This is a genomic window from Nostoc sp., assembly GCF_036917375.1.
Taxonomy (GTDB): Bacteria; Cyanobacteriota; Cyanobacteriia; order Cyanobacteriales; family Nostocaceae; genus Nostoc.
The window spans coordinates 1-17577 of record NZ_JBALDN010000057.1 but is presented as its reverse complement, the minus strand read 5'-3'; the positions used below and the strand labels follow the sequence as shown (position 1 = coordinate 17577).

Here is a 17577-nt window from a genome sequence, read left to right as displayed (position 1 = left end):
CAGCCAATTAGGGGAGTTGGGCTGAAAAAGTCTAATAGTATAGTTGGAAATTAGCCGAGAGTCAGATAGCAATAAGCTACCAAAAAAGGAACGTTTTATGATAGTCGTGCATCATCTTAATAACTCGCGATCGCAGCGTGTGCTGTGGCTGCTTGAAGAATTAGGTATCGAATACGATATTAAATTCTATGAACGCGATGCCAAGACGATGATGGCACCGGAGTCGCTACGCCAAGTTCATCCCCTCGGAAAGTCACCAGTAATCACAGATGCAGACTTGGCGATCGCTGAGTCGGGTGCAATTATTGAATACCTAATCGAGCGCTATGGTAATGGTCGGCTAGTCCCAGCCTCCGGTACACCAGAGTATCTGCGCTATAAGTATTGGCTGCATTACGCTGAAGGTTCGGCAATGCCACCACTAGTAATGCGGCTGATATTGAACAATTTTGGAGCTGGCGACAGTAGCGTGGTTAGCGGATTTGTCGCGCCTCAAATTAAACTTCACTTTGACTACATAGAAGACGAACTCCGTAAAAATACGTGGTTTGTAGGCAATGAATTTACCGCCGCCGATATCCAAATGAGCTTTCCCCTAGAAGTAGTCGCTACGCTCCCCGAAGAAGTTGAGAATCGGCCAAAGCTGAAAGAATTTGTCGAGCGCATTCATGGACGACCTGCTTACAAACGCGCCCTGGAGCGTGGAGGTAAATACGAGTTATCCTTTCAATAGACTTCTTCCATGAATCGAAGCCCTCACCCTAAATCCCTCTCCCAAGCAAGGCTATGGTGTACACAAAAGTCTTTTAAAGCTGTCCCACGTCTTGACCTGCAATGCCAATGCATTGAGCTGTTATGCCAATACATCGACTTGTTATGCCAATGCATTGAGCTGTTATGCCAATACATCGACTTGTTATGCCAATACATCGAGCTGTTATGCCAATGCATTGAGCTGTTATGCCAATACATCGACTTGTTATGCCAATACATCGAGCTGTTATGCCAATGCATCGACCTGCAAAGATTAGCCCACCCTAAGTTATACCAGTTCGCAATTCGCAATTAAGAAACTTAGATGCAGCAAGACTTTCCTAATTTACATCTGTTGCTTCATTTTGGAGAATTGGTATTACACAGCAACTCTAAAAGACTTGTGTATACAGCGTAGCCCAAGCTTGGGAGCTACGCTGTATACACAAGTCAAATTACCCTCCTTAATCCCCCCTTAGAAAAGGGGGAAACAGGAAATTAGTTCCCTCCCCTTTCCAAGGGGAGGGTTAGGGTGGGGTAAAACTGACGCGAAAAATCAGATGAGTAAACTATTTCAGACTTGTGTATACACCGTAGAGCTTGGGAGAAAGCTGGGGCAATACGGTTCGGTTAAGATTTTTTGATGAAAATTATTGCTCGCCAAAAACGCGATACGCCGTCAAGACAAAAGATTGATTATTGTAGAGACGGCGATTCATCGCGTCTCTTGCCTCCAAGGAAAATAGAAAAACCCTCCAGATTATTGAAATATCCAAAAATCTGAAGAGTTTGTGTTTGATTTTCGCAATTTTGGTAACTTTTATTGTTTCCAGGCGAAACTAACTATTTGTTTCCAATTTGAAAATATTTGCTGTCACTCCCAGACTTTCTTCAAAAAGTGACTCACGACCCCAGCGTTGTACCTGCTGACTCAGCAATGCTTCCGCCTTTTGTTCAGAAAGTGAAGTCACCTGTTGAAACAGACCGGCAGATTGAGCGCCGCCGTGGGTTTCCATCCGCATACAACCACCAGTTTCCGAGCAAATTACTGTACCACAGTCTGCCTTCGGATTGGTCGAACTGAGGCGCAAAGCAATCAAGTCACCAGCAATCTCACCCACATCAGCCAGGGGAACGCCCGCTAATTCGGTTTCTATTTGCCGTTGGTCTTGAGCAATAAAGTTAATGCGAGTGATGTCATAATCTCCGGTTTCCTTTTTATAGGAAACTGGCTGCCATCCTAAACGACTTGCCAACCAACCCAAAAACAGCAATGCTTGTGCGGGGTTGCCTTTTTCGTAATCAATAGTTACTCGGTCAACTTCCCGAAGGGCAGCCCGACGATGAGGTGAGTCGTAAGCTTCAGCTGTCAATTCCTGCCATGCTGAGAGGCGACGCCAGTTGAGGTCAGCCAGGGGAACACCACTTTCCACCAATTCTTGGAGGTGGAGTAAGTCACTTTCTGGCTCGTTAAAGCGGCAAGAATCCACAATCACATTATTGCAGACGGCTGCCAAGCGCTTGAATAAAGTGTTATTGGGGTCTGGTGTTGCTTTCCACCAGAGAAACTTTGGTAAGCCGCCAATCAACAATGCTGGAAGCATACCACCGATGCGTTCTAAGGCAGCAGCAGTTCCACTGAGAGTGATGTATTCGCAGCAAATTAGTGTGCTTGACGATTGCTTTTGGATTGGGCAATAGGCAGAAACCTGAGCCTTAACCCCTTGATCTTCGCCAGTAATCGGAAATAGCGCGATGATCCGGCAGGGGTTGCGGAGGGCAATTTCATCAGCAATTCTGGGGCTTGGGGCATTTAAGCTGGGAAGTTCAATAGAACCATTGTCTCCCGCAGCGCCATTTCCTTGACGTTTGATGAATTCTTCTCTCAAGAGAGCCAGGGTTTCAGGTGTTGCTGTTCCAGTATCTGGCAGTGCATATTTTCTCTGCACTTGCCGCAAGGCAGCTACCATCTGAGGGCCTAAAATCCCGTCAAGCGGGCCGTTGTAAAATCCCAAAGTAGCCAAAAGATATTGGGTTTCTTCGGGTTCGTAAACTACTAAGGTAAATGTCGTGGCGCGAGTGGCAGCAGGAAGCCCACCGTCCTCGCCAGTAATGCCGTAACTTTGCCAAATTTGATTAAGTTCCGCTTCTATTTCGTTAAGCGAAATATCTTTTGGCGCCTGAAGTGAATAAATTGTAGAAGCTTGGGGAGCCATAGGAGATTTTGGATTTTGGATTTTGGATTTTGGATTTTGGATTTAAGATTTGAGATTTTGGATTAAGAACTAGTAATTTGGTAATTAGTAATAGTTTTTCATATTCCCTATTATCTATTTCCGATTTCGCCGTCCCCAATCTAAAATCTAAAATCTAAAATCTAAAATTGTTAGAGTCTGCGCCAGCGACGGCCATCCTGGTTAATTAAGAATTCTGCTTCTGTTGGTTCCCAGGTTCCAGCTTCATACTGGGGAATAGTATTGGCGTCGGCGGGTGCATCCCAAACGGAAAGGGCTGGCGTTACTACCTGCCAAGCGGCTTCTACTTCGTCCGCGCGGGTGAACAATGTTTGATCGCCCATCATACAATCAAGGAATAAGCGATCGTAGGCATCAGATGTTGCTTGGATGCCAAAGGAACCATAGCTAAAGTCCATGTCAACGGAACGGGTACGGAATTCTGCCCCCGGCATTTTCACATCAAAACGCAGGGAAATACCTTCATTCGGCTGAATCCGCATGGTCAAAATATTGGCGTTTGTTTGTTGGGCGGCAGATTGGAACATCCGAGATGGAACTTCGCGGAAGTGAATGGCAATCTCACTGACTTTTTTCGGCATCCGCTTCCCGGTACGCAAGTAGAAAGGAACACCTTTCCAGCGCCAGTTATCTACCAAAAACTTCATGGCGACATAGGTCGGTGTGGTGGAATTAGGAGCAACGCCTGGTTCTGTCCGATACCCTGGCACTGCTTGACCCTTCATCCAGCCAGCACTATACTGACCCCGTACTGCTGACCGCGACAGATTGTGAACATCAGCTAAACGAGTAGCTTGGAGTACCTTCACTTTTTCTGTGCGGATGCTGTCGGCATCCATTGCATTGGGTGCTTCCATTGCCGTTAGACAGTAAAGTTGCATTAAATGGTTTTGCAACATATCCCGTAGTGCGCCGGCGCTTTCATAGTAACCAGCCCGGTCTTCCACTCCCACGGTTTCTGCCACGGTAATTTGCACGTGGTCAACAAATTGACGATTCCACAACGGCTCAAAAATCGCATTAGCAAAGCGAAACACCAGCAAATTCTGGACTGTTTCTTTACCCAAGTAGTGGTCAATGCGGTATACTTGGTTTTCTTTACAAAATTTCTGTACCACTTGGTTAAGACTCTGAGCAGAAGCCAAGTCTCGACCAAAGGGTTTTTCAATTACTAGACGATGTTTGTAGGGATCTTCTAGCATCCCGGCGCTTCCTAGCTGCTTAATCGCTTCAGGAAAGAATGAAGGGGCAACCGAGAGGTAGAACATCCGATTTCCTCGCGTGCCCCGTTTTTCGTCTAATTCACTCAATAAGTTTTTCAGTTTCTGGTAGCCTTCGGGGTTGTCTATATCCCCAGGGCTATAGAACAGACCTTGAGAGAAATCTTGCCAGAGTTCCCCTAAATCGACATCGGCATGTGCTTCTTCCATGCCCTTTTGCATTTGTTCGCGGAAGTACTCATGGCTCCATTCTCGACGTGCCACACCGACAATGGTCGTTTCTGGGGGAATACGCCGTTCTCGCCGCAATTTGTAAAGTGCTGGCACTAGTTTGCGCCAGGTGAGATCGCCAGAAGCGCCAAAAATGACTATAATCTGGGGTTCGGGCATCCCTTGTTGTTGCAGACCAACGCGTAAGGGATTTTCTAGCAGACTAACCATAACAATTTTGGATTTTGGGTTTTGGTACTAGGATTGGGGAAAGGGAAAGGGGGAAAGGGGAAGGGGGAAAGGGGAAGAACTATACCTTTACCCTTTACCCTTTAACCTTTTCCCCTCTTCTGTTCCCTACACTGGTGACAATACCTTGATCTTGTCTTCTAAAGAGTTCATCAAGGACTGGAAGGGCTGGATAAACTTGTCAATACCATCGACTAACAGTTCATCCATGACGTTATCGAGATCGATGTTGATGTCGGGATCTTTGAGGTTTTCGATCAGCGTGTAAGCATTATCTAAATCTGTTTCTAAGCGATCGCCTACGTTACAATGATCGGCACAAGCTTTAATGGTCGCTGGTGGTACGGTGTTGACGGTATCATGACCAATCAACTCTTCGATATACATCACGTCTCTGTAGTTGGGGTCTTTGGTGCTGGTGCTAGCCCAAAGTAGCCGTTGTACTGTGGCCCCTTTTGCTGCCAACTCTTGCCAACGCTCGCTTCTAATGATTTTCTTGTATTCTTGATACGCAATCTTAGCGTTAGCGATCGCTACTTTTCCTTTGACAGCTCTTAGCTTTGCTTCCACGGAAATATCATCAACGCCTTTTTTCAACTTAGCATCAATCTTGCCGTCAATGTTGCTATCGATCCGGCTGAGGAAGAAGCTAGCGACTGAAGCAATTTTACTGATGTCCTTACCTTCAGCCAGCCGTTTTTCTAAGCCCCGAATGTAAGCCATTGCTGTGTTTACATAGCTTTCTACAGAAAACAGCAGCGTAATATTAACATTCATCCCTTCGGATATTACCTGTTCTACTGCTGGCAAACCAGGTTCTGTACCGGGAATTTTAATCATCAGATTTTCCCGACCAATTTCTTGGAAATAACGGCGGGCTTCGGCTATGGTTGCTTCAGTATCATGGGCAATGGTTGGTGGGACTTCAATACTCACATAACCATCTAGTCTATTCGAGGCTTCATAAACAGGGCGTAAAATATCACAGGCATTACGGATATCTGCAAAAACTAGGGATTCGTAAATTTTGTCTATGGGTAAGTTAGCCCGAACTCCGGCTTCGATATCGGCATCATAAATAACGTTACCAGCGATCGCTTTTTCAAAGATCGCTGGGTTAGAAGTAATCCCAGAGATTCCTTGATTTTCAACCATGTCTTTGAGTTCACCTGATTGAATAATGTCACGGGTCAAATTATCCATCCAGATACTTTGACCGTATTGGTTAATTTCTAGTAGATGATTGGTAGACATAGCTCTAATTTGTTTCACTCCTGTATAGTGATGATTCTAAGTAAATTGGCAAAACTCATCAAAATTTGATGCTTACTTTTGAATTGTGGCGTTGCCAATCACTTATTGCATCGGCCAGCTGAGATAATCTTTAATACATCTTCAAGAAGTGCTATTCTGCATCGCCAATCTTAAATCACCATGATTAACTTTTAATTAATGCCAGATGCTAGATGCATCCTCGATCCTTTTATTACCGTCTTCGAGCGCAGTATGGCAAAAATAACTATCCAGTTGAAAAAGTTTAAAAAGCTTTATTTGCAAGCTTTGTTCTCTTCTAACTAGTGTTTTTTTACACTAGTAAAAGTTGGCAGAAATAAACTTACCATTTCATTACAGCCAGAAAGCCGAAAATTAAAGCATGGGTGACTTTTGACTTCCGTCTTGCGGTGCTAGTGTCCGTTTTGAATAAAAGACTCCACCTTTGCGACATCCTCTTTGCTACCAATAATTAAAGGCGTGCGCTGATGCAGTTTTTTTGGCACCACATCCAAGATATTTACCAGTCCTGTAGTAGCACGGCCGCCTGCTTGCTCGATCAAAAAGGCGAGAGGAGCAGTTTCATAAAGCAAGCGTAATTTACCTTCAGGGTTTTGAATTGTGCCTGGGTAGAGAAACACGCCGCCTTGAACCAAAATTCTATGGATGTCGCTCACCATTGCGCCGCTATAACGAGCGCTGTAGCCTTCTGTGCGATGAACGTAGCGAATGTATTCTCGAATTGATTCTTCCCACTGCCAGAAGTTACCTTCGTTCACGCTGTAAACAGACCCGTGGTTAGGAATGCGAATATTTTCTTCTGTGAGAATAAACTCTCCTAAGCTGGGATCGAGAACAAAGGAATGAACCCCCTTACCTATAGTATAAACCAGCATCGTGCATGGCCCATACAGGATGTATCCGGCAGCGAGTTGCTTGCGTCCGTTGGCGAGCAGGTCAGTTGCTTTACCATCGCTATCAGTTCCTTCTTGTTGGCGAATGGCGAAAATGGAACCTAAGCTGAGATTATTATCAGTGTTGGATGAGCCATCAATTGGGTCATACAGCAGGGTATAGCGCCCAATGGGGCAATTTTCCGGGATATAGTAAGGATTTTCCATTTCCTCAGATGCGAGGCGGCAGACTAAGCCACTTTGCTTAAATACTGAGATAAATACATCATTGGCATAGACATCCATCTTTTTCACGGATTCGCCTTGGACATTAACTTCTCCAGTAAATCCAAGAACACCTTCCATTAAACCGGCGCGACTCATGCGACGAGCCACCAGTTTTCCAGCCAGGGCGATGCGATTCATCAGCGCACTCAAATCCTGTGCATCTGGCGAAAAACTCTGAAGTTGTTGGAGGACGTGACGGGATAAAGTTGTACAGTCACGATCTAAGGCTCTGTCTGTAGCATCGTAGGCAGATAAGTCTAAAGATTCCGGCGCTTTAGTCATTTTTATGTTCTCCGCAGCCACTAGCTGTTAATTGGGTTTTAGTCATCTATAGCAACTTATAGTTGCTGCTTCTATCTTAGAAAGGTAATTTGATAACTTAGATGCGACTTTAGATAAACTAAAGAAATGAATCTTCAGTGACCCCTGCACCTAGAACCTAGCCAATACTTGTCGGGTTTTGGGGAAAAGGGGAAAGGGAAAGGGGAAAGAAAAAACCTTCGACATTCTGAAGCGGGCGGGTATGGCTACACATCCTATTAACAAACTAAAATCCCCACATTTGCGGCAGGGACTATAGGTTTACTCTGAAACATTAATACGAAACTACTATTAGATTTGCCCAAGGCAAGCAATCTCCCTGGTTAACTAAGATACTTTAAGATACTTTTGGTTGCTGCCATAGGATAAGTTTCAATTCAGAGCAGTAGTAAGCCTCATCGCTGATTTGGTGTTCGTGGTCAGCTATCCAATCATAAATTTGTGTTGCTTTTGCTAATGCCACTTTTTCTGAACGATACAGCTGAGGAGTAGGGCAGTAAGCTTGGCCATTGATGTGTATAGCTGCAATCTGCCAATAATCGCTCTCTGGTACAACTTCTAAAAACCCGTTACTGTAAGGCTGGATTATTCCTATATTCATCTACAACCATCAAACTTTTTAACATTGGCCACAACAAAGCCGATACCAGCCCATTCTTCCGAGTCAAAGCTGGAATCACCAGGAAATGCGATCGCAACCCCTGCTAATGATTTTGGGTTCGTAGTCAATGGAAATCTGAATTATTGGTCACTTTTTAGGCTTGATTCCCTTATTGGCAGGAATAATGGCATAAGGCACTGGTCGGTGCGGCTACATTGCGATTGCCCAAACTCAGAGTGTGGCTGGATAAATGATAATCTGTAGAGCGAACCAGCAATTCGCAGTACTCATTCAAAATAACCACACAAAAGGAGTAAATTTATCATGTCCCGTTTGCCAACAGCATTCCGGCAGCGATTCTTGCGGAGTATCGCTTTTGCAATAGTTTTAACTTTGATTAGTAGTTTAATACTTCCTGGGGCTACTTGGGCCGCTTCTAGCTTGGGAGTTGAGAATGGTCATCTTAGTTCTTGTCCGGCTTCAGACAACTGTGTTGTCAGTCAAAACGCAGATGAAAAACACGCCATCGACCCGATTCCTTATCATGTAGACCGCAATGCAGCTAGAGAAATCTTACTAAAAGTTATCGGTGTTGTTCCGCGTACAGAAATTGTAGAACAAACAGATAATTACATCCACGCTCTTTCTAAAAGCCGCATCTTCCAATTTGTTGATGATGTAGAATTTTATTTACCTCCTAATGAGTCAGTAATTCATCTGCGATCGGCTTCTCGCGTGGGAGAGTCGGATCTTGGTGTCAACCGCAGACGAGTCGAGCAAATTCGTCTAGCTCTACGCGATTTAAACATTTGATTTTGGCGCTACTTGTTCTTGTTTAACTGATAGAAGTGCGATCGCAATACCATTTACAAATTTATACTTAGTGGATAAATGTCAGACTATCTGCAATGATTGTGCTTTCCATACCTTAGTAGAAGAAGCGATAACGTGCATTCATCCTGACGAATTTGGGGTTAATTGTTCTACCGTCATTTTCTGCGATTCATTTGAGCCAGCACTTATAATTGACAGTCCTTGCGTGACATACGGGAACGATGAAGAATAACGTCAGTTGCGTAGGCGCAGCAATTCAGCCTTTAGCATTTTAACTTACGTTGCTATTTAATAAGTTATGGTAATATAAAAGGTCTTGGGCGATTAGCACAGTGGTAGCGCACATCCTTCACACGGATGGGGTCACTGGTTCAAATCCAGTATCGCCCATTTTACACAGCAATAGTTTCAGCTAACTAGCTGTGATTTATTAAACGTAACTTATGCAAGTTTATGCAACTTTTGGTCAAGATGCCTCTTTGATGAAGGTGCAATCTTTAACAAAATTCGAGCGAAAAAATCTTAGAATTTCTATTATCTAATCATCTTCTCTAAAGCGATTTGCAAATCTTTTGTCAAATCGCTCACAGCTTGTTTAGACGCTTGGCGATCGCCCTGACAATTTTGGAAGCGTTCTGTCACTGAAATTGGCTCCCCCACAGTGATTTGTGCCTGTCGCAAACCTAACCGAGGTCGTCCAGGAAGTGTTGTATCCTGAATTCTAGAAAGCATATCGAATACAAGCAAAGCTGTTTCCGCAAACCGTTCCGCCGTCGGTTGTTCCTGAATATAAGTAGCTGTGACTGCAACAAAACTTTCCACTATCCGCATGTGCCGCATTCGCAAGTCGGCTTCTTCTGCAATCCAGTCAGCCAAACCGCGTTTGAAGGGTGCTAAAGCATTGATATCTGGCAAATCGTCTCGGTAAATATAACTCCAGCCAGCTTCTTCTAAACGGCGACAGCGGTCAATAAAATTACCCTGCGCTTGAACTTCAAAATATTGCTCGGCAACTTGTAATGCCTTATCTAGTAGGCGATGGAGTCGGGCAATTAATACCTGATTAGCACTCTTCAATTCATCAGTTGAGATGGTTTTTGGGATATCTTGATGATAGAAGCGACGATAAAACTCTTCCATCTCGGTAATCAGATATTCAGCCAACCTACAGAGGCGCTGATCATAAATCTCTTCGCGTAGGCGTAGCCCGCCGCAGGCATCGCCCGAATCAGTTTCCAAAACTTTCAAGCCACTATCAGCTTCTAACTTACTCAATAGCCAATCCAGTTTAGACCAAGGTGGCTCAACATAGCGATACTGGATGGCGATCGGCACAACAATTACAGTCTCAGAACGGTTAGCTTTTTGTAAGTCTTCTACACACCAAAAGCCCATTTGAGCAACACCAGGTTCTAAGGGGCTAACAATGCCACTATGACCATTAGTACCGCCTTCTGGGGCTACTGCGATCGGTAGTTCGCCATTAGCAAACAATTCCCGTGCATTTTGGATCGCTTGCCGATCTAGTCGCCTACCACGACGAACCGGCACACCCCCCAGCAGAGAGAACAGCCAACCTAGCCACTTTCCAGCCCAAACTGTCATACCTCGGTCATAAAGAAAATAGCTGTGAACCAGGGATTTTAATGTAATACCTTTTTGACGAGCAACCTGTGGCACAATCCGAGAAAGCAAATACAGCATACAGAGCGGATCTTCCACCTCTGGGTGGCGAAATGCCAACAAAAAGCGAATTTTTCCAGCCTGAAATTGTTGATAGAGTTCAGCTAATACTTCAACATTCGTCGCTTCAATCTTGACAATCCCAGCTGGTAGCCAAGGACGAGTGCGAAACCGTAATGCGATCGGCAGTAACCACCGAACAATCTGGAGTACCAAAAGATTCAACCGTTGGGGAATAAATTTTAGTGGTGGTTGTGTAGACTGAATCGATCTAGGCAAGTTGCTCTCCAGATTGTATTTCTAGCGATTGTACAACGTGGGGTCTTGGTTTTGCATAAACCCGTAGCCTCTTGTCGTCAAACATTTCAATCACCATGTTTAACTCTCTTGCTTACTCAGCACTCCTAAAGGTTTCAAGGATAGATTATTGGATTAAAAATTAGATTGGATGTTTAGGAAAATTTCGGAATAGATAGCCAAACACTGCTAAGTTCAACAAAAAAACGAATATTTTTATCAGAGATATTCCCTGAATCAATTCATAAATCTCTGGTGGAATACTGATACCGACAAGTCCCAATACTAAGACATGTGCCCAACGCTTTTCGTACCATAAACCAACGGCTTCAATGGCAGTAATGATAGCATAGATTCCGGTTCCGATGCCGCTAAATGCTAGAGTTCTAGGATTTAAGTTAACAACTTTCTTTAAAAGCCAATCAATAATTATCGATTTACCTTCTAAAACATAATTTTCTGAAAACGCCTCTAGAGTTTGATAATTTTTTAATGTCAATAATAAAGCGATCGAAGTAACCATAAGCAGCAAGGCGGCAAATGTTTTGTAAATAACAATTGCCACTAACCCCAATGGACGCTTTTCCAAATAACCCCCTAAGTTAAGTATAGATAAGTCAAATTTTGAACGAGCAAGATTACCTGAGTTCGTCAAGTCAGAGTTTACCTCCTTATCTAGAGATTCTTCTAACTTAGTACGGCTTTGAATCCGTGCAATGAATGCAATACCATAATTTCTTCTCCCCGAACCCCCTGCCTAACAAGGAAAAATAATCCCATTTTTTGATAATGAATAGGGTTTTAATTGATTTGAATGTGCGTAGACTAGCAAAAACAGCAGGCATCACACATTTCAATCAAAAATTTCCAATGGAGGTTAGCGGACTCGAACCGCTGACATCCTGCTTGCAAAGCAGGCGCTCTACCAACTGAGCTAAACCCCCATACTAAAATAGTAGATAACTTTGATTACCGTTGTTATTGTAACTTATATCGTTCTATTACCAAAGGAATGAAGCCAGAAAATATCCAAGTTGTCGCAACACTGTATAAATTTGTTAGGCTGCCAGATTTTGCCGAGAAACGAGAGCCTCTGCTGTCTTACTGCCAAACGCAAGGTGTCAAGGGGACTATTTTGCTGGCACTTGAAGGGATTAACGGTACAATTGCTGGTTCGCGTCAGGCAATTGACTCAGTTCTCTGGTTTCTGCGTTCTGACCCCCGTCTAGCAGACTTAGAATCCAAAGAGTCCGATACCGAAACCCCACCTTTTGAGCGGATGAAGGTGCGGTTAAAGCAAGAAATTGTCACTTTGGGGTTGCCAGAAATTGACCCAAACGAACAAGTTGGTATCTATGTCAACCCTGAAGAATGGAATGATTTAATTTCCAATCCAGAAGTGACTGTGATTGACACCCGCAATGATTATGAGGTGAACATCGGAACTTTCCAAGGGGCAGAAAATCCCCAAACCGAATCATTCCGCGAATTTCCCGATTATGTGCGCCACCATCTCGACCCAACTAAACACAAAAAGGTTGCTCTGTTTTGTACAGGCGGCATTCGCTGTGAAAAAGCTTCATCCTTCATGCTTGCACAAGGCTTTGCAGAAGTCTATCATCTCAAGGGCGGCATTCTTAAGTATTTGCAAGAAGTTCCAGTACAAGAAAGTTTATGGGAAGGAGAATGTTTTGTTTTTGATGAGAGGGTAGCCGTTAGTCATGGGTTGGAGAAAGGAAGTTATGAGTTGTGCCTCTGTTGTGGGCGTCCGATTTCTGAGGAAGATAAAGTGTCTTCTAAATATGAGCAAGGTATCTCCTGTCCTTATTGTTTTGATAGCCTCACCGAGGAGAAAAGAGCGCGTCAGCAGGAAAAATGGCGCCATTACCAAACCCAAGTTAGCAACAAAAATCAGGATGTGAGTTGAAGAAGAATTTATAACTCATGATTCAGAATTTAAGGGCAAAATTACTGTAAATGTAGTACCAATTCCAACTTCACTTGTGACACTGATTTGGCCTCTGTGAGCATCAACGCACCTTTTAACGATTACTAACCCCAATCCAGTACCCTGAATTGATTTGACATTTGAAGCTCGGTAGAATGATTCAAACAGTCGAGCTTGATCTGGTTCGGGAATACCCATACCCCGATCTTGAATGTAAAAAGTTGCTACTTTCTCAATTGGGTCACATATTAAATCAAACTGAATCTTGCCACCTTGGGGAGAATATTTAACCGCATTTGAGAGAAGATTTCCAAATAGGTAATGTAAAAGTCCTTCATCCATGACAGCCGATGTATTCTCACTATGACAGGTAAAAACAATTTCACACATACTGCTTTTAACCATCAAAAAATCTTCGAGTAACTCTCGACAAAATTGCTCTAAGTTAAGGGGAGCAGGGTTGAATATGAGTTTTTCTGCTTCTGCTCTACCCATAAACAGCACTTCTTCCATGAGTTGTTCCATAGATTGGACAGCACCTTGAATTCGTTTTAAATATATGCCTCTTTTTGTATCTGTCAAATTTGCTCCTTGCATTTCCATGAGTTCTACTGCGGTTTGAACAACAGTTAGAGGATTACGGAACTCATGAGATACGGTAGAGATAAATAGAGACTTGAGACGGTTAAGTTCTTGCTCCTTCTGTAATGCTTGCTCTAGCAATTTTGTTTGATATCGTTCGCTAAGATCCCAAAAAACAACTACTACACCATTTATCTGGTCAGTTCCTCGCTTCAGTGGTGAAGCGCTATCGCCAATGGGGACTCTTTTGCCGTTTTTTGTGATCAGAGATGTGAATTCCCCTAAATAAACAACCTGTTGCTCGCGCAGCACTTTTGTCACAGGATTTTCTAATGTAGCCTCTGTAACTTCATTGACAATATGAAAAATCTTCGCCGCCTCATTTCCTAAAGCATCTTTTTGCTGCCAACCAGTCAGCGTCTCAGCCGCAGGATTCATAAATGTTATTTTTCCCTGCTCGTTTGCGGCAATTACAGCATCACTCATTGAGTTTAAAAGGGTTGCTAACTGATCTCGATTCTCCCGCAGTTCGCGTTCTAACCGATGTTTTAACAGACCAATCTCGATCGCAATTTTTAAATCTTTTGTAGTAAATGGTTTAACGATGTATCCGAAAGGTTGGGTAATTTTGGCTCTTTCTAAAGTATGATCGTCGCCATAAGCGGTTAAATAAATTACAGGTACATCTAACTGCTCGCGAATCTGAGTGGCGGTAGCAATACCGTCCATATCACCTTTAAGAATAATATCCATTAATACTAGTTCTGGTTGAGTTTCCGATGCCTTGGCAATGGCAACTTTTCCAGATGAAGCTGTACCCGTAACAATGTATCCTAGTTGACTGAGTTGACTAGCAATAGTTCTAGCCACAATCACTTCATCTTCAACGACTAAAATCCTAGCTTGACCCATTGGATATTTACTGATGCAAAGTTAACTGCGTGAATTTGATTTTGAATACTGTTCCACGATCGCGTTCTAGAGTAATATCGCCTTCTAGTTGTTCTGTAACCAAGTCATGTACTAATGACAGACCTAAAGAATCAGTATTTCTCCAATCTAAATTATCTGGTAAACCAATCCCATTATCTCGGATAGTCATCTCGATACTGTTGCCAATATTGTGTAAATCAATACTGATTGTGCCTACTTGTTGATTGGGAAAAGCGTGTTTGAGGGCATTGGAGATTAATTCGTTAATCACCAATCCACAGGCAATAGCTTGATCGACATTCAAGCTCACTGAATCTATATCAGTTTCTAGAGAAATTTGACCAGGGCATATTTGATAGGAAATGAGCAAGCTGGCTGCTAAATTAGTGATATAGTCAGCGACATCAATTTGTCCGATATTGGCGGAAGTATATAAATTTTTGTGAATTAGAGATATTGACTCAATTCGATTTTGACTTTCTCGAAGAACTTTGATTATTTCTGGATCTTTGAGTGTCTGAGATTGAAGTTGTAATAAACTGGAGACAATTTGCAAATTATTTTTAACTCGATGATGAACTTCTTTTAAAAGAACTTCTTTTTCAGCTAAGGCTGTTTTTAACTTTATTTGCGCTTTTTGTCTTTGAACAAGTTCCGTTTGAGCTTGCGCTAAGATGTTGGATTGTTGAATTGCGATCGCTAATTGGACTGTCACTTGATCGAGCAAATCTAATTGATTTTCCTCCCACTCACGAAAATCAGAGCATTGGTGAGCGATCAGTAAACCCCAAATATAAGAGCCAGGGTTTTGAGAGCTTACTTCTAGTAAAATCGGCACAACTAAATTTGCTTTTACCTCAAATTGTTCTAACAGGCGAATATGGCAATCAGTAAGTCCAGCTTCATAAATATTAGCGATCGCTCGTTTGCGTCCCTGATAATATTCAACTCCTGAGCCTGTTTGAAAACACGTATCAGGAATCTCTACACCCAAAGAAACCGTCCATCCAGGTTCCACTGATTCTGCCATAATTGTGCCAATCATCTCCGAGTCAAACTGATAAACTACTACTCGATCAACCCCAAGTAAATCTCGTACTTCTTGAACTGTTGCATTCAAAATATCTTGAAGATTCAATGATTGACGAATCCGTTGAGCAACAGTTCGCATCAATTGCTCCCGTTCGGCTTGGGCTTTTAGAGCTAGTTCAGTTTGCTTACGTTCTGTGATATCTTGTCCAATACCGATAATTTGACCATTTGAAAGGTAAACATTAGTCCAAGATGTATCCAATAGACGACCATCACGCATCTGAGTTTTAAAGTCGCCCCAAATGCGTTGTGCAGACTGCATATAACTAATTACATACTGCCGATATTCAGGATTAGGGTATAGTGCTTCCAAGACATCACGAGTTTGGAAATCTTGAAATTTCCAACCGAGAATATTTTCCCATTCTTGGTTCACCCACTGGAGTTTACCATTGGTATTGATCAGAGCAATCATCAATGGTATATTCTCAAAAATTATCCGCAAAAACTCATTTTGTTCTTGAAGTTTTGTTTCGGCATTTTTGCGGTCATTAATATCATTAAATACTGTTAAAATGGCTGATTCATTGTTAAAAACTAAATATTGTAAAGAAGCGATCGCCCAAAAACGAGTTCCATCTGCTTTTTTTAATTGCAGTTCATAATTATGAATAAAACCTTGCTGATTAAGAACTTTTAACAGTACTTCTAAATCTGTAATATTATGATACAAGTCTACAATTTTTTTGCGATTAACTAAATACTCTGGAGAAAACTGAAATGTTTGAAGCAACTCTGTATTAGCGTATAAAATTAACCCATCAGACACACGCGAAATAATGAATGGAACAGGAATAGCTTCAGAAATAACTCGAAATCTAGCTTCACTTTGTTGAAGAGTTCTTTCTATTTGTTTGTGTTCTGTGATATCTCGTATATGAACTAAGCGAGCTGTATAACTGCTATAGTCTATTGTCTGTGTGAAAATTTCAACATCAATAATCTGTCCATCTTTTCGCTGATGTCGCCATCGCCCAGTAAAGTCTAAGCTAGAGTGCTTTTGTCCTAAATATTTAAGCAAGCTAGGCACATCTTCTGAAGGACGAATGTCAGTTATTCGCATTTGCAAGAACTCTTCTCGTGAGTAGCCGTAGTGAACAACAGCAGCTTCATTTACATCTAAAAATTGCAGATTATTCCGGTTATATACCCACATAGGATTGGGATTTTTAGAGAAAAGTAAATTAAAACTCCTTTGGCTTTCATTTTCAGGAAATAGCATTAGTGGTTGTGTTATAAAAGTTTTTATTATGTACTAAAATTTCATAAATTTGAATCTGAAACAATTATTAATGTTTTGCAAACTTTGTTTTTTATGATTTAATCTTCTACTGATTCAGAATTCCATACATAAGCTCTTTGATATTTAGGGATAAAAAAATCGGTCTGTACTCAAAGAGACTTCCTACACAGGTATATGTCGGTTCAATCTTCATGCGAATCTCGCAGTGTAAAATAATGTCTGATAGTTTACACTAAGGAAATATCACTTGCACAGCTTGTGGGAAGACAAAATAGCCTGAAATGCCTACATGCTAAAGAATGTGGCAATTTATGATGAAACAACAAATAGCCTTCATTGCCAATAAGCATTATTTAATGATAAAAAAGTGGGTTCACGCAACTTGTCAGAGCAACAAGCAGTACTTAATCAAGCATTACCACTGTTTAAAAATTATAAAATTGTAGTATTGGGAGAGCGCGAATTTTGTTGATAAAAATCGGCAAACTGACTCACAGGACAGAAAGTGTACTTTTGTTTACGTGTAAAAAAGGATGCCTTTATAGAAATAGAAAATATCGCAGGTAAATGGAAACGTAAGTATTTAAGAGTTGCACCATCGATATGGATGGTTTATCCTCACAAACTTAGATACTTTAGAATCTACTATCAAAGCCTATAAAGAACGGTTTGATATTTTGATATTGATTGAATAAATAAGATTACTTTTATAGCACCAGCCAAGGCGGCAGTACAAACTGAACTTGCAATTCCTATACATTTAAACAAAAAGCGCTCTCTGTAAAAAGAGAGCGCTTTTTGATTTAGCTAAACTTCAGAATTAACCGTTGATAGCAGGAGCGGTTAAAGCAACAGGAGCAGAATCGCCAGCAGCCAAATCCAGAGGGAAGTTGTGAGCGTTAC

Annotated in this window: 13 protein-coding genes, 2 tRNA genes and 1 pseudogene; 4 read left to right on the top strand and 12 right to left on the bottom strand. The window is 42.1% G+C overall.

What is annotated here, in order from left to right; genetic code table 11:
- Positions 1-97: 97 nt before the first annotated feature.
- Positions 98-733 carry a glutathione S-transferase family protein gene (locus V7K45_RS15295; protein WP_335004773.1) on the top strand — a complete coding sequence of 212 codons (636 nt, stop codon included), beginning with the start codon at positions 98-100 and terminating at the stop codon, positions 731-733.
- 859 nt (positions 734-1592) lie between these two features.
- Here V7K45_RS15295 and opcA read toward each other — a convergent pair.
- The 6 genes from opcA to V7K45_RS15265 all read right to left on the bottom strand — a co-directional run bounded on the left by opcA (position 1593) and on the right by V7K45_RS15265 (position 8190).
- The gene (gene opcA, locus V7K45_RS15290; protein ID WP_335004771.1) at positions 1593-2969 is read right to left on the bottom strand and encodes a glucose-6-phosphate dehydrogenase assembly protein OpcA; all 1377 of its coding nucleotides are present in this window, start codon (positions 2967-2969) and stop codon (positions 1593-1595) included.
- Between the two features lie 170 nt (positions 2970-3139).
- Entirely contained in the window at positions 3140-4669 is a 1530-nt protein-coding gene (zwf, locus tag V7K45_RS15285) for a glucose-6-phosphate dehydrogenase (RefSeq protein ID WP_335004769.1), read from the bottom strand.
- Between the two features lie 126 nt (positions 4670-4795).
- Complete coding sequence (tal, locus tag V7K45_RS15280) at positions 4796-5941, bottom strand: transaldolase (RefSeq protein ID WP_335004767.1); 1146 nt, start codon at positions 5939-5941, stop codon at positions 4796-4798.
- Between the two features lie 431 nt (positions 5942-6372).
- A complete protein-coding gene (gene fbp, locus V7K45_RS15275) occupies positions 6373-7422 on the bottom strand; it encodes a class 1 fructose-bisphosphatase (RefSeq protein ID WP_194043026.1) in 1050 nt (349 codons plus the stop codon).
- A gap of 376 nt (positions 7423-7798) precedes the next feature.
- Positions 7799-8062, bottom strand: a complete 264-nt coding sequence (locus V7K45_RS15270) for a hypothetical protein (protein ID WP_322674816.1) — start codon at positions 8060-8062, stop codon at positions 7799-7801.
- The gene (locus V7K45_RS15265; protein ID WP_335004765.1) at positions 8059-8190 is read right to left on the bottom strand and encodes a hypothetical protein; all 132 of its coding nucleotides are present in this window, start codon (positions 8188-8190) and stop codon (positions 8059-8061) included. The genes V7K45_RS15270 and V7K45_RS15265 overlap by 4 nt, the downstream gene beginning before the upstream one ends.
- Before the next feature lie 196 nt (positions 8191-8386).
- On the opposite strand from V7K45_RS15265, the gene V7K45_RS15260 reads away from it, so the two are divergent.
- Together V7K45_RS15260 and V7K45_RS15255 are read left to right on the top strand one after the other, a co-directional pair.
- Positions 8387-8875 carry a DUF1499 domain-containing protein gene (locus tag V7K45_RS15260; RefSeq protein WP_335004763.1) on the top strand — a complete coding sequence of 163 codons (489 nt, stop codon included), beginning with the start codon at positions 8387-8389 and terminating at the stop codon, positions 8873-8875.
- A gap of 339 nt (positions 8876-9214) precedes the next feature.
- A tRNA-Val gene (locus tag V7K45_RS15255) sits at positions 9215-9286 on the top strand.
- A gap of 144 nt (positions 9287-9430) precedes the next feature.
- Here V7K45_RS15255 and V7K45_RS15250 read toward each other — a convergent pair.
- The 3 genes from V7K45_RS15250 to V7K45_RS15240 form a co-directional block, all read right to left on the bottom strand.
- Complete coding sequence (locus V7K45_RS15250) at positions 9431-10858, bottom strand: lysophospholipid acyltransferase family protein (RefSeq protein WP_335004761.1); 1428 nt, start codon at positions 10856-10858, stop codon at positions 9431-9433.
- Between the two features lie 160 nt (positions 10859-11018).
- On the bottom strand, positions 11019-11465 hold the full coding sequence (locus V7K45_RS15245; protein ID WP_335004759.1) for a DUF2127 domain-containing protein: 447 nt from the start codon (positions 11463-11465) through the stop codon (positions 11019-11021).
- Between the two features lie 282 nt (positions 11466-11747).
- Positions 11748-11820: transfer RNA gene (locus V7K45_RS15240), tRNA-Ala, on the bottom strand.
- Between the two features lie 68 nt (positions 11821-11888).
- Here V7K45_RS15240 and trhO point away from each other — a divergent pair.
- Positions 11889-12803 (top strand): oxygen-dependent tRNA uridine(34) hydroxylase TrhO, encoded by a 915-nt coding sequence (trhO, locus tag V7K45_RS15235; protein ID WP_335004757.1) that lies wholly within the window; start codon positions 11889-11891, stop codon positions 12801-12803.
- A 15-nt stretch (positions 12804-12818) separates the two neighbouring features.
- Here trhO and V7K45_RS15230 read toward each other — a convergent pair whose 3' ends face one another.
- The 3 genes and pseudogenes from V7K45_RS15230 to V7K45_RS15220 form a co-directional block, all read right to left on the bottom strand.
- A complete protein-coding gene (locus V7K45_RS15230) occupies positions 12819-14318 on the bottom strand; it encodes a hybrid sensor histidine kinase/response regulator (RefSeq protein ID WP_335004755.1) in 1500 nt (499 codons plus the stop codon).
- Between the two features lie 7 nt (positions 14319-14325).
- On the bottom strand, positions 14326-16653 hold the full coding sequence (locus V7K45_RS15225) for a PAS domain S-box protein (protein WP_442942001.1): 2328 nt from the start codon (positions 16651-16653) through the stop codon (positions 14326-14328).
- Positions 16654-17494: 841 nt separating this feature from the next.
- A pseudogene (locus tag V7K45_RS15220) lies at positions 17495-17577 on the bottom strand (photosystem II protein D1); the annotation flags it as partial.